This is a genomic window from Nissabacter archeti (assembly GCF_018257325.1).
Taxonomy (GTDB): domain Bacteria; phylum Pseudomonadota; class Gammaproteobacteria; order Enterobacterales; family Enterobacteriaceae; genus Chimaeribacter; species Chimaeribacter arupi.
The window spans coordinates 281,090-307,107 of sequence record NZ_JAERKB010000004.1 but is presented as its reverse complement, the minus strand read 5'-3'; the positions used below and the strand labels follow the sequence as shown (position 1 = coordinate 307,107).

Below are 26,018 nucleotides of genomic sequence, written 5' to 3'. Positions count from 1 at the left end.
AATTAAAATTCAGCCTGAAAAGAGGCGCGGTGGAAAATATCCGGACTTCTCTTAACCCGGTTGACTGGAAATTTCATCATTTTCCGCTATTACTTAAGTGAAGGATAAAAATTGCAACAACAGGTTATGCAATTTTAACGACATTCCCTACTAATGCAGCACAACAGAGGATAACCAGATGGCTATTAAGACCCTGAAGGATCTTTTCATTCATGATTTGTCTGATGTTTACAGCGCCGAGAAACAAATAACTAAGGCTCTTCCGAAAATGGCCCGTGCGGCTGAGGACCCTAAGTTAGTTGATGCTTTCAACACCCACCTGGAAGAAACCCAGGGGCAGATTGAACGTCTGGATCAACTGGTTGAAGCCACACCGGAAGTGCGCATCAAGCGCATGAAATGCCATGCACTGGAAGGGCTGGCTGAGGAAGCGCAGGAAATCATTGAAAGCGTTGAGAAAGGCCCGGTACGTGATGCCGGCCTGATTGGCGCTGCGCAGAAAGTGGAACACTATGAGATCGCCACTTACGGCACCCTGCACGCGATGGCCCTGAAACTGGGCTTCACTCAGGCGGCTGATCTGCTGGCAGAAACACTGAAAGAAGAGAAAGCCACCGACGAGAAACTGACTATTATTGCGGAAAGTCAGTCTGCCCCGGCAAAATAAGCGAAGCGTTTGACAGTAATATCCCTGCCCCGGCTTCTGCCGGGGTTTTTTTATGTGCGTTTACCGGAATACACGGCAAAAAAAAAGCCCACCAAAGGTGGGCAAAATGTCAACGTGATCTTCGTTACAGGGAAAATCGTTACCGCGCTATTGTAGCGAAGCGATTAATTCACCGGAACATTTCTGAGGGGTGCTGTTTATTTATTGAGACTATTCCTAGAGGGTGAGCGGAGGATTTATACAGCGAAGGGAAATAGTCTCGAAATAATTAACGGTGCGTTAACAAATTTGAGCAAATAAAAAGCCGCCCCAGGAGGGCGGCTGGTATTATCACAGCGTCAGTACTGTAAAAATTTATTTCTTACCGGTGGTGCGATCTTTATCAATCGGGTTTGCCGCGCCTAAATCAGCGCCGGTAACCGGGTTGACGTCTGGGGTGGATTGCAGGCGCATTGCCATGGCTTCCAGGTCGGACGCCTGCTCGCTGCCCAGGTTGACGGTGGCACCGCCGTCGCCGCCGTCCACCGCCGGTTGCGGATCACGCACGTAGTTGAAGTTCTCATCCGCATTCCAGCTACCGCGCACTTCACCTTCTCCGGACATATTGAAGTAGGTGTTGGCATATTCCGGCACCGGCGGCAGTTTGCCCGGCGGGAAGTTATTGCGGATGGAATAGAGTGCTTTTTCAAAGGATTTCTGGTGCGCGACTTCACGCGTCATCAGGAAGCCCAGGGCATCTTTAATGCCTGGGTCATCAGTGACGTTGATCAGGCGCTCATACACCAGCTTGGCACGTGCCTCAGCGGCGATGTTGGAGCGCAGGTCAGCCGTTGGCTCACCAATGGTATCCACGTAGGCTGCCGTCCACGGCACGCCTGCTGAGTTAATCAGGCTTGGGCCGCCGCCATACAGCAGCGAGGTGATGTGGCTGTCATTGCCGTTGCCGGTCAGTGAACGGTAGAGTTCCGCTTCTTTCTGTGTCCCTTCCGCCAGGTCGCCTTTTGCGCCTTTGTTCAGCATCGCAATGATAGTACCGATGATTTCCAGGTGGCTTAGCTCTTCGGTCGCGATATCCAGCAGCAGGTCTTTACGCCCTGCATCATCTTCTGCCAGGCCCTGGGTAAAGTAGCGCATGGCCGCGGCCAGCTCACCCTGCGCCCCGCCGAATTGCTCCAGCATTAAATTCGCCAGGCCTGGGTTAGGGCCGGCAACACGAACGGTATATTGGAGTCCTTTAACATGCTTAAACATTATATGCTTCCTCTTGTTTTGGACATACTCACCCGACTCCGCAAATTTAAGGGCAACGTTCACCCTGCCTTATTCAGGCATGGAATCGGAAATAGGGGATCATGCTATTTTCATCCCGGCACCGGAGTGCCGGGAGAAGGAAGAAAAACTATTTTTTTGCTTCGGTGTTGGGTGCTTCAGAACGTGCGAGGAATTTCTGGGTAACATCCGGCAGATGGTCCAGACACCATTTTGCCATTGCCACTTCCTGCTCCAGAATCTGGGTGAAAATACGTTCCCCTTCCTGGTCACCTACGACTTTTGCCGCGGCAATCAGCGAGGTATAAGAGGCAATTTCCAGATTTTCAAACACGTAACCACTGATTGCACCTTTAACTACTTCATCGCTGGCAAACATACCGCCCATTGCCTGCCCCATTGCGGTGGCTTTACCGGCAATATCTTTAAAGGTGGAATTAGAGGTGTCATAACGATCAATGACGCTTTTAACCAGACGTTGTTGATCTTTGGTTTCGCTAATATGCTGCTCGATACGCATTTTCAGGTCAGGATAATGCTCAAGGCGACCGGCCATACCTTTCAGCATGGTTTCAGCTTGTTCTTCCATCGCGTGAGCGTCCCGCAGCCAATCAAGATAATTTTCTAGCGTTGTCATACGTTATCTCCCAGTTATTCACCGTAGAACATCATTTTCCGTTACATGATTAAGCGTAGTCGTAAATGACCATTTATCCAGTCCGGCAGCAGGCAACTTGCCTGGAAAACGCAGGATTTACGGTATTAACCCCCTGAAAATAATAAATTTGGCTGTTCCCTTTTGCGTACCGGGCGTGAGGCCGGTTCAGCGCGAAGCCGCAGGAGACGCGGCCCGGCGGCGTTTATTGGTTTTGCATAATGCCTGCATAATTTATTGTTTTGCGAAGAAAGCAGCAGATAACGCAGAGGAGGTTTTGAGAGGATTCCGAAAGGCGTTTTTAGCAGGGGAAATAACATTTACCCGCCGGTATCGTAATGATACCCGGCGGGTAATGAGTTTAAGCCGTTAATAACGACCGGGGCGGTAATAACATCAGAAACCCACATCTGTTATCAACGCCAGAACACCGCGACATACGTCCCAATCACCACCACAAATATGGCCCAGGCGGTATAGGCGATGACGAGGTTAGTTTTACCATCGGGTTGGCCTTCATGCGGATCATCTTGTATTTTTCCCGGTAATTCGCTGTCTTTCATATCCTCTTCCTTTTAGCAGTACCTCAACGGTGGAACACTATTCTGACCAGAAAAGCGCCTTGTTTTGAAGGTATAGATCAGCATCGGGGTAATATCAATTTTTCACCGTGGCAGACTGCCGGTGAATTTTCCCCCTGAAGACTGAAAACACATAGGTGTTATAAAACAAGGTGAACGGGATAACCAACACGTAACCCACCAGCACAAACCCCTGCGTTGCCGGGGGCGCGGCGCTGTTAAACAAGGTTAAATCCGGCGGCAGCACATACGGGAATAACGTCAGCGCGACTGCCAGAAAAACCAACGTCACCGCCAGCAGCAGTGTCATTAACGGTAAGAGGGTCAGATGATGCGGTAACACCCGGTAAAATATCCCCGTCAGGACTGCCAGCAGCAGCACAAAGGTGACCCAGACCGGGGTGTCATGCCAGCGTGCGGCGTTGTGCGCGTTCAGGTGGATCATCCAGGTCAGAAATATTGCACAGAGCAGCAGCGTCAGCCCGCCGAGCCAGGCCGCACGCTGCCGGTACTGGCGGCTCAGCTCACCGGCCATACGCCAGATCAGCCAGCCGGCACCCATCAACAGATAAACCGCCACCAGCAGCCCGCCGCTGAACAGGGTGAATGGGGTGCACCACAACAGGGTTTCCGGCGGGGCCGCGCCACCGGGGATCCCCTGAATCACGCTGCCGAATAATATGCCCTGAAAAAACGCGGCAATCAGGGAACCGGCAAAAATCGCCGCATCACACAGCCAGGGGCGGCGTGATACCTGCCGGAACTCCACTGCCGCGCCGCGCAATACCAGCGCCATCGCCATCACCAGGGAGGGCACCAGCATCGCCGTGAAAAAGGCGCTGTACGCGGCGGGAAACAGCGCCAGCATTCCACCCAACAGCAGCACCAGCCAGGTTTCATTGGCGTCCCAGATGGGCAGGATGGAAAGCGCCAGCCGGTGGCGGTCGGCGGCTTGCGGGGTCACCCCGAGCCAGATGCCGACGCCCAGGTCAGTGCCGTCCAGCAGGATGTAGGTCAGCAGTGAGAAGGCCAGCGTCACCGTGGAGATGATCGCCAGCCCGTCTTGCCCGGTTAAGAACTCCATTACTTTTCCTCCGGCTGTGACAGCATCTGCCACATTTCCGGCGCGGCGCCCTGCTCCCCCGCTTTGGGGCGCGAACCGAGGATCCGCAGCAGGAGTTTAAAGCCGATGCCGAACGTCAGCAGGTAAACCGCGGCAATCACGGCTATCACCGCCAGCGCCAGCGGCAGGCTCAACACGCTGTGACTTTCACTGGTGCGCATCAACCCATACACGGTGAACGGCTGCCGCCCGGATTCCGTCACCACCCAACCGGCGAGCATGGCGATAAACCCGGCCGGGCCAAGGGCCACCATCAGCCTGGCCAGCCCGCGGCTCTCAAATAACCGGCTCCTCAGCCACATCACCAGGCCGGTGATCGCGGCCAGCGCCATCAGCAGCCCCAGCCCGACCATTACCCGGAAAGCAAAAAACACCAGCGGCACATTGGGAATGTCCGCAGGCGGAAATGCCGAAAGCGGCGTGATGGTGCCGGTCAGGTTATGGCGCAGATAGAGTGAGCCGACATGCGGGATAGCCACTTCTGCCCGGTTTTGTTGCTGTTGCTGGTCCGGCAGGGCGAACAGCCGCAGCGGCTCACCGTCACCCGGTGCGGGCCGCTGCCAGCTTCCCTCCATCGCAGCCACTTTCTGCGGCTGGTGCGCCAGGGTATTTTCCCCGTGCAGATCCCCCACCAGAATTTGCAGTGGGGCAAAAAGCATCACCCCAGCAAGGCTGACGGCATACATCACCCGCGCCTGGGGATGGTGCCGGTCACGCAGCAGGTGCCAGGCCGCGCAGGCGGCGATTAACAGCGCAGTCCCCAGCACTGACGCCAGCAACATATGCAGGAAGCGGTACGGGAATGAGGGGGTGAAAATCACCGCCCACCAGTCAGTGGGGACGAAGCGCCCGCCGTTTGCGAGGGCGAACCCGGCTGGGGTCTGCATCCAGGAGTTGGCGGCCACAATCCAGAATGCGCTGACAATGGCCCCGACGGTCACCATCAGGGTGGCGCACAGGTGCAGGCGTGGGCCGATTTTCTTCAGGCCGAACAGCATCAGCCCGACGAAACCTGCCTCGATGAAAAAGGCGACCAGCACTTCATAAAACATCAGCGGGCCAATCACCGCCCCGGCGCGCGCCGTAAACGGGCCCCAATGGGTGCCGAACTGGAACTCCATCACCACGCCGGTCACCACGCCGACGCCCATGTTCAGGGCAAAAATTTTCTGCCAGAAATGCATGATGTCCAGATAGGCCTGGTGCCGGGTACGCACCCAGAGAAACGTGATCACGCTGAGGAACAGGGACAGGCCGATGGCCAGCGCTGCCAGAACAATGTGAAAGCCAATGGTAAAAGCAAATTGTGCGCGGCTGATAAGCAACACAAGATCGTGAGTATGCATGGTCCCTCCTCCCCAAAGTCTATGCGCGGCCGGGCACTTTGCAAGGCAGGACACCAGAGGAAAAAAGAGGATGTGATTGATGTAAGGGAAAAAGCCGCCGGCCGGGATAACCGCCGGTGAGAAAAATGAGCGGTTCTGAAAGACAATGCAGCGTGTAAATGATATTAATTGATTTGTGTGAACACACTCTCAACTTGCACATTGGCCGATCAGGCAAGCTGGATCCGGCCTATAGTTATAGACGCGGCAGAACCGCGCTGATTTATATTCCTATTATTCATCATATTCTTAACGACGACTTTCATTTAGATATGACAGACAATGCTGCGTACTGACAAGCCAAGTAAGGGTTAGCGATGAAAAGAAAGATCCCTATTCTCAAAAATACTTATGAACAAATTTATCACGATGCGGGGCCGCACCATGCGATCCCGTTGTTAATTATGTCCAGTGAAGCCGGAACAGAAGTATTCTTTTCACCAAAGCTCAATCAGTTGCAGCTGTTGGCGGCACTCGACATTGCGATTATCAATATGACGGCTTACCGGGAACGGGTCGGCCACCAGGATATCACTGCCGGGGTGCCTGACACGGCCAATAATGAGCAGGCCGGGTAACCGATACCCAGCCGGATTGGCATAAGGGCAAAATAATGGGTAACGTCCAATGCTGATTGCGCCATCCTGGGCAATCAGCATCTTAAAGGAAACCTTTTGATTATTAAGTCATTATAACGGTATGATTGGCCGGCATATCGCAGGAAGGCAGCTGGAAACACAGCCGGCAACAGGTCATCAGGCCGGAGGGTATTACAAACTCCCATCGGTATTCATAAAATCATCGTTATTACGTGCCGGCAGACTGCCCATAATTCCCGCCCAGTGTTCAACCTGCTCTTTACTGATATATTTTACTTCCGCTGTACCGGGGTGGCTTTCTGACGGTGTGACATACGCAATGCATGGAAAGAACCGGGGCCGGTTTTGAAAAAGTAACTCTTCGACCTCTTCATTATTCATGAGAGGGTTTATTCCCGAACCGGGAAACAAAAGGTACTCATCAAACAGCCACGTTCTATATTCCACTATATCGGTTAATAGCTTCATAGCGGTTCCCTTATTCACTTTCTATAGAGGGGCATCACCTAATGAGTATGGTGCATATAAAATATTTTGGTAGCTAATACCCAGCATGATTTACATTAAAATAACAGGAGAATTATAGCGGAAGCAGGAGAAGCCTCTACTTCAACTACTTACTTTTGCAGCTTTATTTTTAATTCTCCTATAAAACCGATTTACTGCATAACTTAACGCAAATATCTTAGCGGTTATTTGCCCCGGCGTGACGGCGTCACGCCTCTGTATAGAGCATTGCGGTGGGCGGCAGCGTCAGTTGCACGCCGCCATATTTATGGGGCAGCGTCAGGTAACTTTCGGCCGTGATAAGGGTGGCCACATCAGCGGAGAGTTTATCCAGCGCCACCTGCATTTGCGCCAGATAATCATGCGTATCATAGACTTTATCAATACCCTCAAGCGCATGGTTCATGATCTTACGCGCCACATCATTGGGGACACCCAGCGCAGAGAGTTTAGATCGGGCCGTACGCCGCAGGTCACGGGTGGTAAACGGCTCCAGCCCCAGCCCACGTTCCGCCCGCACCAGCCGCCGCAACGATTGGGTGATCGCACCTTTTGACAGCGGTTGCGCTGCATTCAGCGGTGACGGCACCAGCCACGGGCTGTCTGGGGTGTTGGCCCGCTCAAGCGCCTCGATGCATTCCCGCATCAGCGGGCTTATCGGCAGCGTGTGATCGCGTTGTGATTTATTGCGCCGCCCCTGCCGCCAGATGCCCGCCTTAAGATCAAACTCATCCCGCCGGGCGCGGATGACTTCATCCGGGCGCCGGGCGGAGAGCAGGCAGAGCCGCAATGCCCAGCGGCTCTGTTCTGACAGCTCCCACATATCCAGCCCATGCCAGAACACCCAGATTTCGGCATCAGTCAACGTGCGCTCGCGGGGGGGGGCATTGCGCCCACCCACATCGCGGCGTTTCATTGACCCAAGTGGGGAGTGGTCAAGATAACCCTGGGTTTCCGCCCAACCGAGGAACTGTTTGCACAGGGCGAACACCCGTTTGGCCTCAGAGATTTTGCCTTCGGCCAATAACAGGTTAAACAACCGGTTAAGCCGCAGGCGTGAGACTTTTTTCAGCGGCAAAGCGCCAATACCCGGCAACACATGGTTCAGCAAGGAAGAGATGGCAATCTCCGGCCGCCGACGGGTGATCATCAGTGACAGCCGGATCCAGACACGCATGATCTCTTCAACCGTGCCCTCTTCGTCCACATTGTCCAGCACCGCCAGCGGCGTGGCACGGATTTCCTGCATATAAGCCACCACATGCTGCCCGACATGTTCGCTGGTGAAATCGATCTCGGTGGTTTTCATCATGTTCATTTTTATGGAAAGAAGGGGAGAAAATCAGTGGCGGCAGTTATAACAGGTTGTGTGCAGCAGCTCAAAAGGTTTGTGACTCCATACCTAATAAGTCTGGCGTCACAGAAGCGCATTTTGGAGAAAAATGACGGGTTCAGGTGTACCCAGAATACGGCGGTGATTTCCGGCCCGCGTCTCTTTTTTTGGCCGTGATCGCCTTTCGCTGCGCTTCGCGGTTAGACGTTTTCGCAGAGCGGCAGTATGCTGTTAATCAGGACTTTTTTTCTCGGGGAGCGTGAAGATGGCGGTAACCAGGAAGCAGAATGTCGAACACTTTATGCCGTATGTGGAAAGGATGCTGGCCGGCCACATCCTGCAACCGGATGAACACCACGATCGTCAGGCACTGGCACGGGTAGCGGACGGTTGCCGCTCTGTGGTGTTTGTGCCGGTGGAGACGGTACGGCTGGCGGGAAATGTGGTGGGTTACCGGATGACAGAGGCGGATCGCCGTGACTATTACGAGCGGCGCGCTGAACAACTAATGCGGCAACAGCGCGTGATTGAACATGCGCAAAACCAGCGGGATGCCCGCCGCGCCAAAAAACTGTTCGCCCGCCTCGGCTTGCCGCTGCCGCCGGAAGTGGAGGCCCTGGCCAGTGCCGCCTTGTCAGATCCTGATAAACTGCCCGAAGAGTAAAACAGGCGCCCCCGTGATGGGACGGGGGAACATTTTCCTTATCTACCCCCCTTCACTCCGGCCCCAACCCCTTCAACATGCGCGTTGCCCCGGCTTCACTTAACCGGTAACCGAAAAAGCGCAGGTAGAAATCCTGGGTAATTTTCACCATATCGCTTTGCGGGAAAAGGTCCGGGTGCAGCAGTTTTGCCGCCCACGGGATCTGGAGCGCAGCTTCAGTGCCGTAGCGATCCCACGGGAAGACACCGGCCGGGTTGCGGTATACCCGCTTTTGCTGCACCGCCTTCAGCGCGGAGAACAGCGCGGCGTAGTCTGACGCTGCAAGGGTGCCGGCATCTGCCCCGAGAATAATCACATCCGGCTGCCAGGCGAGGATCATCTCCGGGGAGATTTCATGCAGGTTGCCTTTGATCGCTGCGGCGGCATTACGCCCGCCTGCCGCCTGAATCCACTGGTCGATCAGCGTGTCGCTGCCGTCTATTTTTAACGGATGCAGGGAGGCAATATGCAGCACGGCCGGCCGTTGCGCGGGCGTCAGTGAAGCGGTGCGCTGGGTGGTTTGGGTGAGTTGCGTATCCAGATAGCGGTTATAGGCGTCGGCCCGCGCGGCAGCTTCCGGCGTGCCCAGCACCACGGCGGTGGTCAGCAGTGATTTTTTCAATGAGGGATAATCGGTAAAGCGCATCTCCAGCGTCGGAATGTTCGCCTGGCGGTAGGCCGGGGCATCGCCGTCACCTGCCGGAACAAATACCACATCTGTCTGCCGCGCAAGTAAGGCCTCACTGTTAAAGGTGATGCCGTGCACGCTGAGCGCCTGAGCCAGCGACGGTTGCAGGCGGAACATCCACGGGCGGGTTTCAGGATGGTTGACCGTTGCCACAATGTTGCCGCCTGCACCGAGCGTCATTAACAGGGAGTGGTGCGCATACCAGGCATCGGCAATGTGCCTGACCTGCCCCGGCACGGTGACCGTTTTCCCCGTATCATCGACAACCTGCCGGGTTGCTTCTGCGGCGAATACCGGGGAAACAGCAGCAAAAAACAGGGAACAAACCGCAATCAGCCTGAGGTGACCGTTCATAAATACCTACGTGGGCGAAACACAAACGCCTTAAGCTAGCATATCGTTATATAATTTTATATACATCGCTATGATGGATGCGGCTTATTGATCGTTATATACAATAATACATATCGATATGTTAACCTTCGCGCCCTTGATTCTTTACTCCGGCCATTGGCCTGCTACCTGATGATGACCACCTCCCTTTTTGCCCGCCGCGTCGCAGCACTTGCTGTTGCTGCTGCGCTGCCCGCCTATGCCGCTGCCCCGGACGACACCCTGACCGTGACTGCCACACCTTCTGCCACCGACACCCCCGCACCTGAGAAACAGGCATCGCTCGGCAACCTGGGGAAACGCGCTGTCCGTGACACGCCTTACGCGGTTCAGGCGGTATCACCGCGTGTGATGCAGCAACAGCAACTGAAAGACATTAAGCAAATTTACCGTTATCTGTCCTCTGTGCAGGGTGACGGCGCGCGGCCGCAGAGCCGCGGTATGCAGGGCAGCGTGGTACAAAACAGCCTGATAGATGGGTTGAATGTGGTGTCGACCACCGCGTATCCGGTCGAGCAGTTTGACCACCTTGAGGTGCTGAATGGCCTGGGTGGTGCACTGTATGGCCCGGCCAATCCGGCGGGGATGTTCAACCTGGTGTCAAAACGCCCGACCGATCTGCCGCAGCGCTCCATCACGCTGGGCGGCGGCACTGACGGCAGCCGTAAGCTTGCCGCCGATCTCAGCGGCCCGCTCGACAGCGATGACCGGGTGCGTTACCGCCTGAACCTGGTGGATGACGAAGGGCACAGTTATGCCGCCAACAGCCGCCAACGCCGCCAGTTGGTGGCTCTTGGCCTGGATGCTAACCTCACCGATCAGACAGTGCTGGAGACCACGTTCAGCTATTACCACTATTACCAGAAAGGGCTGCCGGCCAGTTATGCGCTGGCCGACGGCGTGGCGTTTCCATCAGCATCGCGCATCGATCAGGATCGTTCCGGCCAGTATTATGCAGGAAATGATGATAAAACCCTGACCGCCGCCGTTCACCTGAAACACGATTTTGACGGCAACTGGCTGGGCGAAATCGCGGTCTTGCGCCAGATTGCCGATCGTGAATCCACGGCAGTCACCAATACCTTCCTGAACGGTAACGGCGACTACAAAACCACCGCATCCAGCGCGACTGCCAGCCGTTTCACCATTAACAGCTATTTCGCCAACCTCACCGGCGAGGTGGAAACCGGCTGGCTGAAACATGACATCGCAGCCGGGATGCGCGGCTTTGTCTGGAAAAATTATAATCCGCGCAACGGCGGCACCGTGACGCTGGGCCAGGCAAGCCTGAAGGATCCACAGGCGTTTGCCGAACCCGATTACCCTGACTTTACCGATCGCTACCACTCCGCGACCACCACCCAGCAGTCGTTTTTGCTCAGCGATACCCTGACATTCTCCCCGCAGTGGAGCCTGCTGCTTTCCGGCAGCCAGAGCTTTTTAACCTCAGCCAATTACGCCAAGAGCGGCCGGCGCAGCAGCGCCTCTGATGACAGCGGGTTCAGCGGCTCCGGCAGCATCATGTACAAACCGGTAGAACCCCTGACGCTGTATGTCACCTATGCTGACAGCCTGCAACAGGGGGATGTGGCGCCGGTTGGTGCCACCAACGCCGGATCGGTGCTGTCGCCCTACCGCAGCAAACAGGTTGAAGTGGGCAGTAAACTGGCGATCGGTAATGCGTTACTGACTGCGGCGCTGTTCCAGATTGACCGGCCTTACGCCTACACCAACAGCGGGGGCGACTACGCGGTAGACGGCGCACAGCGCAACCGCGGGCTGGAGCTGATGGCGGATGGCGACGTGATGCCGGATCTGCATCTGTTTGGCGGTGTAACCTGGCTTGATCCGCGCCTGCGCGACACCGCGAGCGCGGACACTGAAAACCGGCAGATTGTCGGGCTGCCGCGCGCCACGGCCAGTGTGCTGGCAGTCTATACCTTGCCGGGGCTGCGCGGCACGGAAGTTCATGCCGGGGCGCATTATGTCGGCCGCCGCCCCACGGATAACGCCAACGATAACTGGGTAGGCAGCTATGCCACGTTTGATCTCGGCAGCAGTTACCAGACCACGCTGTTCAATACCGCGACCACTTTCCGGCTGGACATCACCAACCTGACCAATCGCCATTACTGGACGAATATTGTGCCGGGCGGATTGAATGGTTACAGCGGTGCAGGCTATGCCTCCGCGCAACTGGGCGATCCGCGTATGGCGGAACTGTCAATGCAGATTGCATTCTGAGGAGGGGGAAAGGCGGAAGGTTAACCCGGCGCAGTGCGCCGGGCTGACAATCAATGCTTTGGCGTCTCTTTGGGCGGCTCTTTGTCGCCGGACTCCGGTGCGCTATGCGGATCGTCTTTGTCGTTGGCATGGGAAGGCGACGGGTTTTTGCTCTTATCGTCCTGTTGTTGGCTGGCAAACTGTTGCTGGCTCATCACGTGCTCCTCAATGGTTAACGTTACTATCCAGATTTCGTCAAAAAACGAAAGTGAATTAACAGTATAGACAATCAGACACAGAATGCCGGTTTCCCGCTTCCATCATACTGACTGGAGCTGGTTACCGGAGAGCTGGTTAATCAGCACTTCGCATAACGGCCACTCGCCATACCCGGCCGCACTGTGCAGATGGCCGCCGCCGCGGATAATCACCAGCTCACTGCCCCACGCGGCGGCAAACTGGTTGGCGCGGGTCAGGCTCAGGTGTTCATCGTTATCACTGGCGACCAGCAAGGAGGGGAACGGCAGCGCAGTGAGGCTTAACGGCCGTTGGATGCGGATCGCCTCCAGCGCGTCGGGTGCGTCCACATCTGCCGGGGCCACCAATAGCGCACCTTTGATGGTGAACCCTGCACCGGGCATGGGCAACATTTGCGCCGCCCACTGCGTAATCGCTACCGCCCCGCAACTGTGGCCAATTAACATCACATCGCCGGTGAGCGGTGCCAGCGTCGCGGCGATGCCGTCGATCCAGGCCTGGCGCGCCGGGCAGTCCCAATCCTGCTGTTGCACACGGATAATCTGCGGGTATTTCTCTTCCAGCAGCGTTTGCCAATGTTGCGGCCCGGAGTTGGTGTAGCCGGGCACCGTAATGAAATGCATGATCCTATCCTTTTGAGATGCAACGTTTTGGTAAAAGGCAGTATAAACGTGACGGTGTCACTTTGGCATGCCACGGGTGTATTTAGCCTGAATTTTCCTGCCCTCTGATCAGTACAACGCAGGTGGAAAACTGTGCGTGCTAACGGTGTAGTATTCTTTAACTATCGTCAATAGCGTTTATCTTTTAAAGCACAAACAGGCTTTTTACCTGTCAGAAAGGAAAGGCCGGGAAAAAAAACCCGCTCCACGCGCTGCCCGCGCAGTGACACACGCGGGCGGGAGGGTAAAGGATATAAGGCTACCAGCGAAGTTCGGACGTGGGCATAAAGGCGACGGCTCTGACATTATCCATCACGTCATAGCTGATTTGCATACTGGTAGGTATAGGCCGCCCTTTTGATTCATACAGATCTGTCCAGCCAAACGCGCGTTTCATCACAATGAAGGGAGGCGCACTTCTTAATGGCGACCCAATATTTTCATGTACCCAACTGCGGGACATATTTTCTAGCAATGGTGACGGCAATTTATTTGGGAAAACCCAGTTTTTAAACTTATCATGCTGGATTGTCAGCATAATTTACTGAAGAACTCGCCCGGCACGCCGGAATGATAGATAAACCCCCTCTTTCGCCATATCCAGATTAAGATCAGGATCACCTGAAAATCCGGTAGGGGGAGTTTTATAGGGAATAAGTTCAGCCTCAAGTAAATCTTTATAGGATTTTCCCAGGCTATTTATTAAGGCGTCTACGTTTACTGTCATTTGTACAGCCCTATTCATATCGGCAGGGCTTGCCTGCCATTACTCTGCCTGCACAAAAATCTATACAGGCGGACGGGATTTACCATCTTAATCTTGAGGTTGGAAGGAAGTTTATCGACTTAGCCATATCAGCCATATCATATAAAATGATCATCGTTATAGGTATATGAAAATCTTCTATTTTAAAACGTTCCCTCCAGCCGAACTCTGTTTTCATGACAATTTTAGGGGGGATGCTTTTATCCGGTTTTCCAAAGGTTTCATGCACCCAATCTCGGGACATTTCTTGTTTAAGTGGGGATGGGAGTTCATTAGGAAAAACCCATTCCGTCTTGTCAGATCTCAACCGCAAAGCAATATCACTGAGTGCTTTCTCTTTATCGTTATCAAAAACCAAAAAAATACCTTCACTTTTCATATCCAGTGTCAGGTAAGGATCACACTGTGTGCCTTGCGGCGGCGTTCGGTAGGTTATAACCCCGGCCTCGAAGATAGCTTGATATGGCTTTTCCAAACTACGTATGAGCAATGTAGTATTTATAGTCATTTGTATAACCCTAATTCTGTGTTAATTCTGTGCATTTCTTGTCTGCACGCGTCCAGTTCTGCCTCTGTAGCGCCATATTCTTCTATCAGTACCGGTTTAATTTGGTCAAAATCCTTATTTATGGCCACACGTAGGTTGTAAGAGTCCGGTACCATCTGAGAACGGTTTCGTCCACCATAGGTCGCACTGTTCTGGCGGTGTACTTTCTCAGGAATGGCAATGGCTGCAACTTGATCGGCCATAGGCTCAATTTCATCTGGTGATAACTCAGAATATTCCCGGCGTAAGTACAAAATTACGGCCTGACGTGATGGCATGTGATCCACATGATAATGCCCCTGCCTGGAGCGTCCGTTAAAATCACGGTACGGTTTTACCTCCAGAAACTCCACCGGCGGCTTGCTCAGATAAATATAAATCGGCGGAATGTCCGCCACCGGCAGAATGAGGATGTAATCCGCGAAACTTTTCTCGTCCGGCGCCGGGCTGGTGGTGGCCCGGATACCGGTACTGTCCGGCAGCGGGTTCACCATCACCGGGTTTGGCAGGATCGGGCGGTGCTGGTTGCCGGTGTTCGTGGGAACATGCACCCCGGAATGATCCGGCGTCCAGATAATCGTGACGGGCTGTTCTTCCTCGGTGGTGAAGGTGTACGCCTGCCGGGCGCTGTCCCAGGCCATCTGGCGTACCCGCACGCTGTCCCGGCCCGGCGGCGTGTGCCAGCCGCGCGGCACCGGGCTGCCCTGCGCATCGCTTTCCCAGGTGAAACGCACCCGGCTCGGGGCGGTGCGCATCTGCTCAGCGCGCATCCGGTCGATAAAGTCCTGCTCGCCGTCATTGAGCCGCCCCGGCATCATGCCGACCAGCAGCCCGGCGACCGGCGCGCCAAAGCCCCCGGCGGCCACCGTGCCTGCGCGTACTGCCCAGGTGCCGTAGGTCGTGAAGCGCCCCGCCACCTGCTCAAGTACCGCCGCCCCGGCGGTGGCGGTGTGTGCCCGCGCGGCGGCGCTGGCGGCGGCAACCGCCGCCTGATAGTCCCTCTCCTCATGGTTGCCGTTCAGCCAGCGGTAGAGCGCGCTGCGCTTTTTGGGTTTTGGAATATCCTCCGGCGCGGGCGGTTTTCTTTTTGCCGCCTGCGCGTGCTGCGGTACGTCCGCCTCCGGCAGCGCCTGGAAAATCCCCATCTCGGCAAAGTGGGTGTGCGGCTCCGGGGCGTCCCCGGCATCGTTACAGCCCTCGCCACGCAGACAGGATTTGGCGAACACCCGGTTGCGCTCGCGTGCTGCTGCCTGCTGTAACGCCTGGGTTTCCCGCTCCGCCTGCCGGGCGGCCAGCATCGCGGCGTGCTTCTCCTGCGCCACCTGTTGCGGCGAGGGGCCGCGCCCCAGCCACTCCCCCAGCGGGGCGATAATGCGGTTGGTGCCGGGCGGGCAGCCACAGCTCACCAGCCCGCCGTCAACGGCTACCGGGCTGCCATGAATGGTAAAGCGCGTGTCGCCGTCAATCACCCGGCCGCGCCGGCCGCACTTAGGGCAGTCGGTGGTGACATCGCCGCGCCGGATAACTGCGTGGCCATAGACGTTGTACTGGGCGAGCGGGAGTGAGGGGAGCAGCCGTGCGCCGGTGGTGGTTGTGTCACAGGAGAGCGCTTTGCCGCGCCCGTGAATATTGGGCCGGTATCCCATGATTTACGCCCCGGTAACGCGCAGGAAATCTTCCGGCATCGGCACGATGAGGAAGATACGACTCTGGGAACAGGTAATAGCGTGCGGCATAAGAAGCCCCTTCAATTCATATGGATAAATTGCGGGGTATCATACGCTTAACAAAAGAGCCGGGTGATGTGCCACATGGCACACCGGGCGGCACTGCCGGTGTCATTTCAGGAATTGCGCAGGTAAAGGCAAAGCGTTATAGCAGGGTTTAATGCGGCGTTGATTCCGATTTCGCCAGCAGCGCCGGCAGTTGGTCTTCCGGGATCGCGCGGGAAAAGAGATACCCCTGCATCTCGTCGCACCCGGCTTCGGCCAGGGCGGCCATCTGCCCGGCGGTTTCTACCCCCTCGGCGGTAACGGTGAGGCCCATCGCCCGCCCCAGGCGCACCACGGATTCCACAATCGCGCCCGAATTCTCGCCGACGCCGAGATTACGGATAAACGAACGGTCAATTTTAATTTTATCCACCGGGAAGCGGCTGAGGTAACTGAGGCTGGAGTAGCCGGTGCCGAAATCATCCAGCGCGATTTTGAACCCGGCTTCGCGCAACGCCATCAGGGTCTGGCGTGCTTCGTCATCATCATTCAGCAGCACGCTTTCCGTGATTTCCAGTTCAATATGGGCCGGGTCCGCCTTCTCTTCTGCCACAATGGCTTTGATCCGGTTGGCGAAATCACTGGAGCGGAATTGTACCGGTGACACGTTTACCGCAATAAACAAAGAGGGCCAGGTATGGGACGCCCGGCACGCCTGCCGCAACACCCATTCGCCCAACGGGATGATCACCCCGTTCTCTTCCGCCACCGGGATAAACTCGTCCGGCGAAATGGTGCCGCGCGTCGGGTGCTGCCAGCGTAACAGCGCCTCCAGCCCAATCACATGCTGGCCGGACATATCAACCTGCGGCTGGAAATGCACTTGCAGCCCGGTATTGTTCAGCAGCGCGTTGCGCAGATCGGTGGCAATCTCCTGACGGGTCTGCACCGAGTCATCCATCGACTGTTCAAAATAGCGGAAGTGGCCGCGCCCCTCATATTTTGCGACGTAAAGCGCAATGTCCGCTTTGCGCATCAGTTCGCTGCGCTCCATCGCATCGGCCGGGGCCAGCGCCACCCCAATACTGACGCCAATAAAGGTATCATTCCCCGCCAGCATAAACGGCCGTTCAATCGCCGTGTGGATCCGCTGGCAGAGCGCCTGCACATCGCTCAGGTCATGGACGTCCGTCTGCACCACCACAAACTCATCGCCACCGATGCGCGCCACGGTGTCTGTTTTGCGCACCAGCGCAGAAAGGCGCGACGCGACTTCTTTGATCAACCCATCCCCGGCGCTGTGGCCCAGGGTGTCATTAACATTTTTAAAGCGATCGAGATCCAGCACCAGCAGCGCGGTAAACCCGCCGTTGCGCGCCGTCAGCGCCAGCGAATGGGAAAGCCGGTCTTCCAGCAGCGCGCGGTTCGGCAGCCCGGTCAGCACATCGTGGAAAGCCAGATGTTGCGCCTGGGCCTCACTGGCGCGCAGCTCAATCATTGACTGGTTCAGGTTCAGGGCGGAGCGCCAGAGCGAGCGCACAATCACCGCAATCACCCCAATCATCAGCACGCCAAACAACGCGGCCGCCGGGCCGACATAGCTCAGCATCCGGCTGCCCGGCCGGTCTGGCTGCCAGGTCATGTAGCCGACCTGGTGGGTGTGTTTGGCATACACCGGAATGCTGGTCTCATCCGGGCGGGTGGTGGCCTGCGGCGTAAAGTGCAGGCCCTGGATCAGGCCGCGCTGCGAAAGATCCGACAGAAAGCCGTCATTCAGCAACCGGATGCTGACCAGGGTAAAGGTCGGTTCGCGCGGCAGTAATGCCCCGTGGATCTGGTTGGCGGCAAACACCACCGGGTTCCCTTCCACCATCGCCACATCCGTCAGGCTTGGGGCGCGGCTGCGCCGCAGATTCTGGTCAGTGACATTGGCCAGCGTCGCCTGCCGGCTCTGCGCGCGCAGTGTGGTCAGCAACGGCACGATCTCAGGCGGCAACAGCCGCGGGTCATCACTGCCCATACCGTTGATTGAGGCGAACACCATCCGGTTATCCGGCGACAGGATAAACACCTGCTGGTGCTTGAACATGTTATAGAGCCAGGCGCCGACATTATCATTCAGCCAGGTGATATCCGTGGGCGTCCCGGCCACCTTACGCGCCACCGGCTCCCAGGCCGCCACGCTGCGCTGTTGCGCGGCCAGTTCAGAGAGGCTGTGGGTCAGTGAAGAGGTAATGATGTCCGCTTCCTGTTGCTGCGCCCGCTGGTCATTCTGGTGGCTTAACCAAAACAAAAACACCCCGATAGCGACAAACAGGATCAGCAGCACCGCGCTCAGTGGGTAGAGCATCTGCCGGTTAAAACGGCTGCGGAAACCTTCAGGAAGTTTCATGTCACTGAGCATGTCGGGTCCGTGTGAAGAGGGGGCTGGGTTCGTTAAGATTAGTACAAAAATCAATCTTGCTAATCATTGGCAGCCGATCCCATCAGGCTGACAGGGCTTGACCAGCAGAATGGATTTTTTTCACTGACGGCAGGAAACGAAAACGCGGGTGACATTCACACTGCGTTATAAAACAGTGGCTTGAAGAATCAATTGGTTACGTTATATTCATAACAGATATATTTATAACGATAAGGCATAAGCATAGCCAATATTGTTCTGGTTGCCCTACCCTAAGTTAACCTACACTCGCGAAAAAAGTCTCAGCAAGGAAACCCCATGAAATATAACGTTCCCTCGATGATTGCACTGGCGCTGGCCACCTCTTTTTCAGCCTATGCGGCAACCCCGCCGGACACCCTGGTGATCGCCCAGTCGATTGACGACGCCAGCAGCCTTGACCCGGCGCAGGGCTTTGAACTGACCTCTGTGCAGGCGTTCACTAACCTTTACCAGCGTCTGGTACAGTCTGACCCGAAAAACCCTATCGACATCCAGCCGACGCTGGCCAGTAACTGGCAGGCGGGTGCCGATAACCGCAGCATGACCTTTACCCTGCGTGACGGCGCGAAATTTGCCAGCGGCAACCCGGTGCGCCCGGAAGATGTGATCTTCTCCCTCTCCCGTGTGGTGAAGCTGAACCTGGAGCCGTCGTTCATTCTGACCCAGCTGGGCTGGACGCCGGAAAACGTTGATGCGAGCCTGAAAAAAGTCGGCCCGAACCAGGTACAGGTAAGCTGGAGCGCCAACGTCAGCCCGACCTATGTGCTGAGCCTGCTTTCCGCGCCGGTGGCGTCGATCGTGGACGAAAAAACCGTGATGGCGAACCAGAAGAAAAATGACTACGGCAACCAGTGGTTGATCACCCACTCTGCCGGCAGCGGCCCGTTCCAGATCCGCCGCTTCATCCCGCATGAAGTGCTGCTGATGTCCGCCAACCCGACGTCACCGGGCGGCGCGCCGAAACTGAAAAACGTGCTGATCAAAAACGTACCGGAACCGGCTGCCCGCCGCCTGCTGCTGGAGCAGGGCGACGCGGACATCGCGCGTAACCTGGGCGCTGACCAGATGGCCGCCCTGAAAGGCAAAGCCGGCGTGAAGCCGCTCGCCATCCCGATGGCCTCGCTCTACTACATGCAGTTCAACATTGACGCCTCCCCGGCGCTGAAAAACCCGGCGTTCTGGGAAGCCTCACGTTACCTGTTTGACTACAACGGCATCGCCAATGATTTGCTGAAAGGCCAGTTCCAGGTGCATCAGTCCTTCCTGCCGGAAGGCTTCCTCGGCGCGCTGAACGACAACCCGTACACCTATGATCCGGCGAAAGCCAAACAGATCCTGGAAAAAGCCGGGCTGAGCAACGTCAGCTTTAAGCTGTCCGTGAGCAACCAGCCGCCGTACCTCGACATCGCACAGGCGTTGCAGGCCAGCTTCGCCAAAGGCGGCGTGAAAGTGGAATTGATCCCCGGCATCAGCACCGAAGTCGCGACCAACGTCAAAGCGCATAAATATGAAGCCACGCTTAACGCCTGGGGTGCCGACTACTTTGACCCGAACACCAACGCCGCCGCCTTCGCGTATAACCCGGAAGATGGCAGCACCACGCTGGCGATGCGCTCCAACTGGCATATCCCGGAGCTGACCAAACAGGTGATCGCTGCCACCGCGGAAAGCGATAAAGCCAAACGCGTGGAGATGTATCAGGCGATGCAGCGCGAGGTGCAGAAAAGCTCGCCGTATGTGATCGGGTTGCAGGCGCGTAACCTGGTGGCGGTGCGGGACAACCTGCAAGGCTACGTGCAGGGCATCAACCCTGACATGGTCTACTATTCCCAGGTCACCAAGTAATGGCGGCACCTTCCACTGAAGCCGGGTCCGCCCGGCTGTTCTGGCGCCGTGCCTCACGGGTGGCGACCGGCCTGTTGTCGGTGGTGGTGACGCTGCTCGGCCTGCTGGCGTTCACTTTTGCCCTCTCCCGCCTCTCCCCGGTTGACCCGGTACTGCAAATCGTCGGCGACCATGCCAGCACCTCAACCTATGAGCAGGCGCGCCGCGATCTGGGGCTGGACCAGCCGGTGCTGATGCAGTTCTGGCACTACCTGGAACACCTGGCGCACGGCGATATGGGCATCTCCCGCATCACCAACCAGCCGGTGTTGAGCGATCTGCTGCGGACGTTCCCGGCCACTGTGGAACTCGCCACCTGCGCGATTATTTTCGGCGCGGTGTTCGGCATTTCACTGGCGCTGCTGGCCGCCTGGAAACCGGGCAGCCTGCTCGACAACCTGGCGCGGATGATCTCGTTGCTGGGCTATTCGGTGCCGATTTTCTGGCTGGGGCTGCTGGGGCTGCTGCTGTTCTATGCGGTGCTGCACTGGTCGGCCGGGCCGGGGCGGCTGGACGATCTCTACGTCTATACGCTGGAGCCGAAAACCGGCTTTGTGCTGATCGACAGCTGGCTCTCCGGTGACCCGGAGATGTTCCGCAACGCCCTCGCCCACCTCTGGCTGCCGGTGGTGGTGCTTGGGCTGCTGGCGATGGCCGGGATCACCCGCCTGCTGCGTGCCGCGCTGCTGGAAGAGAGCAATAAAGAGTATGTGACGCTGGCACGCGCCAAAGGTGCCGGCCGCGGCCGCATCCTGCTGCGCCATATCTTCCCGAATGTGCTGGGTACGTTGATCACCGTGCTGGCACTCTCCTATGCCAGCCTGCTGGAAGGTGCCGTGCTCACCGAGACGGTATTCTCCTGGCCGGGCGTCGGGCGTTACCTGACTACCGCGCTGTTCGCCTCTGACACCCCGGCGATCCTGGGCGGTACGCTGCTGATCGGCACCTGCTTCATTATCCTGAACGCGCTGGCCGATGCCCTGACCTACCTGACCGACCCGAGGACACGTTGATGACGCAACATTTTTCTGATGCGGAAACCCTCACGCCGCCGCACCGCCGCCGCCGGGTCACTACCCTGGCGATTGGCGGCAGCCTGATTGCGGTGCTGCTGCTGGTGGCGCTGTTTGCGCCCTGGCTGGCCCCGTTTGACCCGAATGCGCAACAGATGAGCGCCCGTTTGTTGCCGCCCTCTGCGCTGCATTGGTTCGGCACCGACGGTTTCGGCCGCGATCTCTTCTCCCGCGTGCTGTACGGTGCGCGCCCGACGCTGCTGCTGGTGTCACTGATCCTGGTGCTGACCATCCCGGTCGGGATGCTGATCGGCATCAGCGCCGGTTATCTGGGCGGCTGGACGGAGCGTGTGCTGATGCGCATCACCGATATCTTCCTGTCGCTGCCGAACCTGGTGATCGCGTTGGCGCTGGTCGCGATGCTCGGCCCTGGCTTGCTGAACGGCGCACTGGCGCTGGCGTTGACCAGCTGGCCGCCGTTTGCCCGGCAGGCCCGCGCCGAAACACTGGCGCTGCGCCGCAGTGACTACCTGGCGGCTGCGCGGATGCAGGGCATCAACGGCCTGCGCCTGATGTTCGGCCACATCCTGCCGCTCTGTATGCCGAGCGCCGTGGTGCGCGCCGCCCTGAGCCTCGGCGGGATCATTCTCGCCTCCGCCGGCCTGGGCTTCCTGGGCATGGGTGTGCAACCGCCTACCGCTGAGTGGGGATCGATGGTCGCGGAAGGCAGTAAAGTGATCTTTGACCAATGGTGGGTGGCCGCTGCACCGGGCGGGGCAATTCTGTTTGCCAGCCTCGCCTTTAACCTGACAGGCGATGGCCTGCGTGACCGACTGGATACCCGCCATGGCCATTAATTCTTCTTCACCGTTAGTGATCGCTGAGCGGTTGCGCGTCTCGGTGGCAGAGACCGGCGCGCCGCTGGTTAACGATCTGCGCTTTACCCTGGGGCGCGAGCGCGTGGCGCTGGTCGGCGAGTCCGGTTCCGGCAAATCCCTGACCGCCCGTTCGCTGATGGGGCTGTTGCCGCCCTCGCTGAAGGTGCAGGCGCAGCAACTCAGTTTTGACGGGGAGAACCTGTTGCAGCTGAGCGAGCGGCGCTGGAACGCGATGCGCGGCAACCAGCTCGCCATGGTGATGCAGGACCCGAAATACGCCCTGAACCCGACCCGCACCATTGGCTGGCAGGTTGAGGAGCCGCTGAAACTGCACACCAAACTGGGGCGCGCCGAGCGCCGCGACAAAGTGTGCGACATGCTGGACGCGGTCGGCCTGCCGCAACCTGCCCAGCTGATGACGCGCTACCCGCACCAGCTCTCCGGCGGGATGGGCCAGCGGGTGATGCTGGCGATTGCGCTGATCACCGATCCGCAGTTCCTGATTGCCGATGAGCCGACCTCCGCGCTCGACCATGCGATGCGCGATCAGGTGCTCGGCCTGATCCGTAAGCTGGTCGAGCAGCGCAACATGGGGCTGCTGCTGATCAGCCACGATCTGCAACAGGTGGCGGATCACTGTGACCGGGTGATGGTGATGTACAAAGGCGACATTCTGGATTCGTTGCCGGCGGCGGAGCTGCCGCGCGCCACCCATCCCTACACCCATACGCTGTGGGCTTGCCGCCCGAACAAATCGACGCACGGCAAGCCGTTGCCGACGCTGGATCGCGCTGCGCTGGAGGCTGCCCGTGAACATGATTGAACTGAATGGCCTCAGCGTTTCGCACCGCCAGGGGTATGAGCTGCGCAAAGTGGTGCATGAGGTCTCCCTGACGGTACAGGCCGGGGAGTGTTTCGGGCTGGTCGGGCCGTCCGGCTGCGGCAAATCATCCCTGCTGTGGGTGATGGCCGGGCTGAACCCGCATTGGGAGGGCCGTATGCGGCTGGCGGAACATCAGGCGCAACCGGGCAAAGCCTTCACCGGCACGCTGCGCCGCGAGGTGCAGATGGTGTTCCAGGATCCGTATGCTTCGCTGCACCCGCGCCACCGCCTGCGCCGCACGCTGGCGGAGCCGCTGAAACTGTTTGGTTTCGACAACATCGATGACCGCATCCAGCAGGGTTTCCGGCACGTCGGGCTGGACCCGGCAATGGCGGATCGCTACCCGCATCAGCTTTCCGGCGGCCAGCGCCAGCGCGTGGCGATTGTGCGCGCCCTGCTGCTGCAACCGAAAATCCTGTTGCTGGATGAACCCACCTCCGCGCTGGATATGTCAGTACAGGCCGAAGTGCTCAACCTGCTTAATGACCTCAAGCGGCAGGACAACCTCACGATGGTGCTGGTCAGCCACGACCCGGACGTCATCGACCATATGTGCGACCACGCGGTACATATGGACGCCGGCCGCATCGTGCGGTAAATCAGCTGAATGCAAAAAGCGCACCCCGCAAGGCGTGCGCTTTTTTTATGACGGGATTTCGCGCTGGGGTGCAGCTTTTTGTTTCTCCGGGGCTGAGGCAGGCACTGATATAATATTATCATGAATTAGTATGTTGTAACTATTCATGCAATGAATGGTTCTCTTATGCTTTTAAGAATCCGGGATGGTGTTTGGCGCTGTCAGCCAGTCTGTAGTGTGGATCGGGGCCACATGCCCTCCCTGCCAGAAGAGTTGCCGGGCATTAAGGTGCCGGGCAAATGCCTGCTGTACCTGGGGTGGGGTTAATTCATCTTGTTGGGTGATGACGTAGCTGACCGGGCAGCGCAGGCGGGTAATCTGCGGTGGTGGCGGGTCAAGCAGCAACTGCACCGGCTCACTCGGTGCCAGCGGTACTTCCTGCCCCAGCAACGTGAGGAAACGCTCAGGATGCTGCAAATGGAGACGGCCACCCGGCATATCCAGGCGGCACAGGTCGGCCACGGCATGCTGCCCGCTCTCCTGATAGCTTTCCAATGCACTGCCCCCCTGGCTGGTGAGCGCACTCAGCAGCCATAAATGGCTGACCCGCTCCCCCAGCCGCGCATATGGATGCCGGGCGCATTATGCGGTAAATCAAAAGATGTAAAAAGGCGCACCCTTTGAGAGGGACGCCTTAAATCGTGCTGCAATCTTAAATATCATTTTTGCCACAGATAGCGTTTCTATTGGCTATTTCTTTTTTTAATAAGCTATAGAGCTCATCTTGTAAGCTACTTAACTCATCGTTCTCTTTTTTAAGCATATAGCCATTCCTGTGTAGAATAAGATCATTGAAAGAATTCGCACTACCAAATAGCTGTTTTATCTCGTATAATGCATCATCATAATGTGTATCAATACAATAATTAAGCCATTCAAACCTATTTACCCATAAAGCCTCATCGCTTTCAGCAAGAAGAACAATAATTTTCATCATCAATTTTTTTATTTCTTCTTTCATTTCAACCCACCGTTTTCTATGACTTTTATTCCTGGTATATTCCAAGGTGCAGGGATAACAACTTGTTCTGTACCCCCCATATAGAAACCATTTTGATATCCTATGTCTCCAACGTAGATCTTTGTTCCTGCTGGAATTTCCACCTGATAAAAGCTATCAAGGGGAGATGTCCCGCCATCAGGCCACTTTGGCAGCAGTGCCTTATCAATTCTAGCTTGAATAATGCTCAATGGCTTTTCGTAGCTAAAAAATCGTCCAAGTGCCGTCCCATTAAAACCTGCACGAAAAAAAATAGTATTCTCAGATAAAACAATCTCTTTATAAATCCCTCCAGAAAATGTTTCGGCTAATCTCTCGCTTAAAGGCCCAGGATTTATTGCTGAGTATTCACCTTCCACTTTTCCCAGAAAATGCAGTTCGCCATGTTGGGAAATCCGGTTTGCTGCCCCTATTCTTCCAACGCCTAACCCCGCAGCGACAGACGCGAGCGCAATTGCTGTCCCTACTGTTTTTTCATTGAGAATTTGTGTAAAACCTTCTGGCGCCTCACCTCCCAGTTGGCTGGCCGTTTCGCGAAATCCGTCAATGTTTCCGTTATAGATACCACCAACTGCAAGAAGCCGACCAACATTTTTACTGTTCAGTGTTTTTGCTGCCTGAGTATATTGTCGTGGAACTTCGCCATACTGCCGTTTCACTGTTGGGGCAGGCTTTCCTCTGTGGTAATAATGAACGCATTTTTCATAAGCCCGCCTTACTTCCTCTTCAAATATGCTGCAGTAGTGATCCATAAAACAGTCATAAATAAGATCACCATTGTCATCGAAGTAAAAAGGGTTAGTGAAATGATCCCACGGCTCATCTGTGTCCACACCTACAATCCAGCCCTGATTCAGGTTCCGCTGAGTGTCGTCATATAGCCCATCATAATAAGAGCGATATTTTCTTTTTGCAGGAAGAGTAAGGGCGGTGACCAAACCTTTTTTTCTTTCAGGAACCTCATGGGGAGAAACCCGATAAGGATACTTCAGATAATCCAATTCATAGAAAATTGCGGCATTTCTGAAAGCAACGTCTGGTGACTGAATGAACTGAAAATCTTCAGGAACAAGCTCTCTTTCCAGGTCCCATGTTCGGTACAATTTGAACATATACCCACTTCCCATCTTTAACCTTAGTGAAAACAAGGATTAAATAGTGTAAGTTTTTAAAAAGCAATATAAGCAGTTTCATAAAATTTGAAAA

Annotated in this window: 25 protein-coding genes and 1 pseudogene; 9 read left to right on the top strand and 17 right to left on the bottom strand. The window is 56.4% G+C overall.

What is annotated here, in order from left to right:
• The first annotated feature begins 178 nt into the window (after positions 1-178).
• Positions 179-667, top strand: a complete 489-nt coding sequence (locus tag JK232_RS07460) for a YciE/YciF ferroxidase family protein (RefSeq protein ID WP_072928031.1) — start codon at positions 179-181, stop codon at positions 665-667.
• A 354-nt stretch (positions 668-1,021) separates the two neighbouring features.
• On the opposite strand, the gene JK232_RS07455 is transcribed toward JK232_RS07460, so the two are convergent.
• The 5 genes from JK232_RS07455 to JK232_RS07435 all read right to left on the bottom strand — a co-directional run bounded on the left by JK232_RS07455 (position 1,022) and on the right by JK232_RS07435 (position 5,641).
• Positions 1,022-1,918: a manganese catalase family protein gene (locus JK232_RS07455; RefSeq protein WP_072928033.1), complete on the bottom strand. Its 897-nt coding sequence runs from the start codon at positions 1,916-1,918 to the stop codon at positions 1,022-1,024.
• A gap of 148 nt (positions 1,919-2,066) precedes the next feature.
• Positions 2,067-2,573: a ferritin-like domain-containing protein gene (locus tag JK232_RS07450; protein ID WP_072928034.1), complete on the bottom strand. Its 507-nt coding sequence runs from the start codon at positions 2,571-2,573 to the stop codon at positions 2,067-2,069.
• 434 nt (positions 2,574-3,007) lie between these two features.
• The gene (locus tag JK232_RS07445; RefSeq protein ID WP_165698514.1) at positions 3,008-3,154 is read right to left on the bottom strand and encodes a hypothetical protein; all 147 of its coding nucleotides are present in this window, start codon (positions 3,152-3,154) and stop codon (positions 3,008-3,010) included.
• Positions 3,155-3,248: 94 nt separating this feature from the next.
• On the bottom strand, positions 3,249-4,256 hold the full coding sequence (locus JK232_RS07440; RefSeq protein ID WP_212588999.1) for a cytochrome d ubiquinol oxidase subunit II: 1,008 nt from the start codon (positions 4,254-4,256) through the stop codon (positions 3,249-3,251).
• Positions 4,256-5,641 carry a cytochrome ubiquinol oxidase subunit I gene (locus JK232_RS07435; RefSeq protein WP_212588997.1) on the bottom strand — a complete coding sequence of 462 codons (1,386 nt, stop codon included), beginning with the start codon at positions 5,639-5,641 and terminating at the stop codon, positions 4,256-4,258. The genes JK232_RS07440 and JK232_RS07435 overlap by 1 nt, the downstream gene beginning before the upstream one ends.
• Positions 5,642-5,997: 356 nt before the next feature.
• Between JK232_RS07435 and JK232_RS07430 the strand changes: the two genes are divergently transcribed.
• Entirely contained in the window at positions 5,998-6,258 is a 261-nt protein-coding gene (locus JK232_RS07430) for a hypothetical protein (protein ID WP_072928040.1), read from the top strand.
• Positions 6,259-6,450: 192 nt separating this feature from the next.
• Here the strand turns inward: JK232_RS07430 and JK232_RS07425 are convergent, their stop codons facing one another.
• Both JK232_RS07425 and JK232_RS07420 read right to left on the bottom strand, forming a co-directional pair.
• Entirely contained in the window at positions 6,451-6,747 is a 297-nt protein-coding gene (locus JK232_RS07425; RefSeq protein ID WP_072928041.1) for a hypothetical protein, read from the bottom strand.
• Positions 6,748-6,994: 247 nt separating this feature from the next.
• Positions 6,995-8,095: a tyrosine-type recombinase/integrase gene (locus tag JK232_RS07420; RefSeq protein WP_101828098.1), complete on the bottom strand. Its 1,101-nt coding sequence runs from the start codon at positions 8,093-8,095 to the stop codon at positions 6,995-6,997.
• Positions 8,096-8,384: 289 nt separating this feature from the next.
• Here JK232_RS07420 and JK232_RS07415 point away from each other — a divergent pair, with 289 nt between their 5' ends.
• The gene (locus tag JK232_RS07415) at positions 8,385-8,783 is read left to right on the top strand and encodes a hypothetical protein (RefSeq protein WP_139300280.1); all 399 of its coding nucleotides are present in this window, start codon (positions 8,385-8,387) and stop codon (positions 8,781-8,783) included.
• A 52-nt stretch (positions 8,784-8,835) separates the two neighbouring features.
• Here the strand turns inward: JK232_RS07415 and JK232_RS07410 are convergent, their stop codons facing one another.
• Positions 8,836-9,864, bottom strand: a complete 1,029-nt coding sequence (locus tag JK232_RS07410) for an ABC transporter substrate-binding protein (RefSeq protein WP_212588995.1) — start codon at positions 9,862-9,864, stop codon at positions 8,836-8,838.
• A gap of 171 nt (positions 9,865-10,035) precedes the next feature.
• Between JK232_RS07410 and JK232_RS07405 the strand changes: the two genes are divergently transcribed.
• Positions 10,036-12,147 carry a TonB-dependent receptor gene (locus JK232_RS07405; protein WP_212588993.1) on the top strand — a complete coding sequence of 704 codons (2,112 nt, stop codon included), beginning with the start codon at positions 10,036-10,038 and terminating at the stop codon, positions 12,145-12,147.
• 50 nt (positions 12,148-12,197) lie between these two features.
• Here the strand turns inward: JK232_RS07405 and JK232_RS07400 are convergent, their stop codons facing one another.
• From JK232_RS07400 to JK232_RS07380, 6 genes and pseudogenes are all read right to left on the bottom strand, one after another.
• The gene (locus JK232_RS07400; protein ID WP_165698513.1) at positions 12,198-12,341 is read right to left on the bottom strand and encodes a hypothetical protein; all 144 of its coding nucleotides are present in this window, start codon (positions 12,339-12,341) and stop codon (positions 12,198-12,200) included.
• Positions 12,342-12,446: 105 nt separating this feature from the next.
• Positions 12,447-13,007: an RBBP9/YdeN family alpha/beta hydrolase gene (locus JK232_RS07395; RefSeq protein WP_072928048.1), complete on the bottom strand. Its 561-nt coding sequence runs from the start codon at positions 13,005-13,007 to the stop codon at positions 12,447-12,449.
• A 298-nt stretch (positions 13,008-13,305) separates the two neighbouring features.
• Positions 13,306-13,773: pseudogene (locus tag JK232_RS22830) on the bottom strand (DUF6392 family protein).
• Positions 13,774-13,852: 79 nt separating this feature from the next.
• Entirely contained in the window at positions 13,853-14,320 is a 468-nt protein-coding gene (locus tag JK232_RS07390) for a DUF6392 family protein (protein ID WP_101854677.1), read from the bottom strand.
• On the bottom strand, positions 14,317-16,005 hold the full coding sequence (locus tag JK232_RS07385) for an S-type pyocin domain-containing protein (RefSeq protein WP_212588992.1): 1,689 nt from the start codon (positions 16,003-16,005) through the stop codon (positions 14,317-14,319). Before JK232_RS07385 ends, JK232_RS07390 begins: the two co-directional genes overlap by 4 nt.
• A gap of 238 nt (positions 16,006-16,243) precedes the next feature.
• Complete coding sequence (locus tag JK232_RS07380) at positions 16,244-18,463, bottom strand: putative bifunctional diguanylate cyclase/phosphodiesterase (RefSeq protein ID WP_246538388.1); 2,220 nt, start codon at positions 18,461-18,463, stop codon at positions 16,244-16,246.
• Between the two features lie 330 nt (positions 18,464-18,793).
• Between JK232_RS07380 and JK232_RS07375 the strand changes: the two genes are divergently transcribed.
• From JK232_RS07375 to JK232_RS07355, 5 genes are read left to right on the top strand one after another with little or no spacing between them, the layout of a single operon-like run.
• On the top strand, positions 18,794-20,362 hold the full coding sequence (locus JK232_RS07375) for an ABC transporter substrate-binding protein (RefSeq protein ID WP_212588990.1): 1,569 nt from the start codon (positions 18,794-18,796) through the stop codon (positions 20,360-20,362).
• Entirely contained in the window at positions 20,362-21,414 is a 1,053-nt protein-coding gene (locus JK232_RS07370) for an ABC transporter permease (RefSeq protein WP_072928057.1), read from the top strand. Before JK232_RS07375 ends, JK232_RS07370 begins: the two co-directional genes overlap by 1 nt.
• Positions 21,414-22,271, top strand: coding sequence for an ABC transporter permease (locus tag JK232_RS07365; protein ID WP_101829332.1), 858 nt, complete (start codon positions 21,414-21,416; stop codon positions 22,269-22,271). The genes JK232_RS07370 and JK232_RS07365 overlap by 1 nt, the downstream gene beginning before the upstream one ends.
• Positions 22,231-23,115: an ABC transporter ATP-binding protein gene (locus JK232_RS07360; protein ID WP_212588989.1), complete on the top strand. Its 885-nt coding sequence runs from the start codon at positions 22,231-22,233 to the stop codon at positions 23,113-23,115. The genes JK232_RS07365 and JK232_RS07360 overlap by 41 nt, the downstream gene beginning before the upstream one ends.
• The gene (locus tag JK232_RS07355; protein ID WP_072928062.1) at positions 23,108-23,773 is read left to right on the top strand and encodes an ABC transporter ATP-binding protein; all 666 of its coding nucleotides are present in this window, start codon (positions 23,108-23,110) and stop codon (positions 23,771-23,773) included. Before JK232_RS07360 ends, JK232_RS07355 begins: the two co-directional genes overlap by 8 nt.
• Before the next feature lie 171 nt (positions 23,774-23,944).
• On the opposite strand, the gene JK232_RS07350 is transcribed toward JK232_RS07355, so the two are convergent.
• The 3 genes from JK232_RS07350 to JK232_RS07340 all read right to left on the bottom strand — a co-directional run bounded on the left by JK232_RS07350 (position 23,945) and on the right by JK232_RS07340 (position 25,924).
• Positions 23,945-24,307, bottom strand: coding sequence for an alpha/beta fold hydrolase (locus JK232_RS07350; protein WP_212588988.1), 363 nt, complete (start codon positions 24,305-24,307; stop codon positions 23,945-23,947).
• 157 nt (positions 24,308-24,464) lie between these two features.
• Entirely contained in the window at positions 24,465-24,773 is a 309-nt protein-coding gene (locus JK232_RS07345) for a DUF6966 domain-containing protein (protein ID WP_212588987.1), read from the bottom strand.
• Complete coding sequence (locus JK232_RS07340) at positions 24,770-25,924, bottom strand: DUF8093 domain-containing protein (RefSeq protein ID WP_212588986.1); 1,155 nt, start codon at positions 25,922-25,924, stop codon at positions 24,770-24,772. The genes JK232_RS07345 and JK232_RS07340 overlap by 4 nt, the downstream gene beginning before the upstream one ends.
• Between the last annotated feature and the right edge of the window lie 94 nt (positions 25,925-26,018).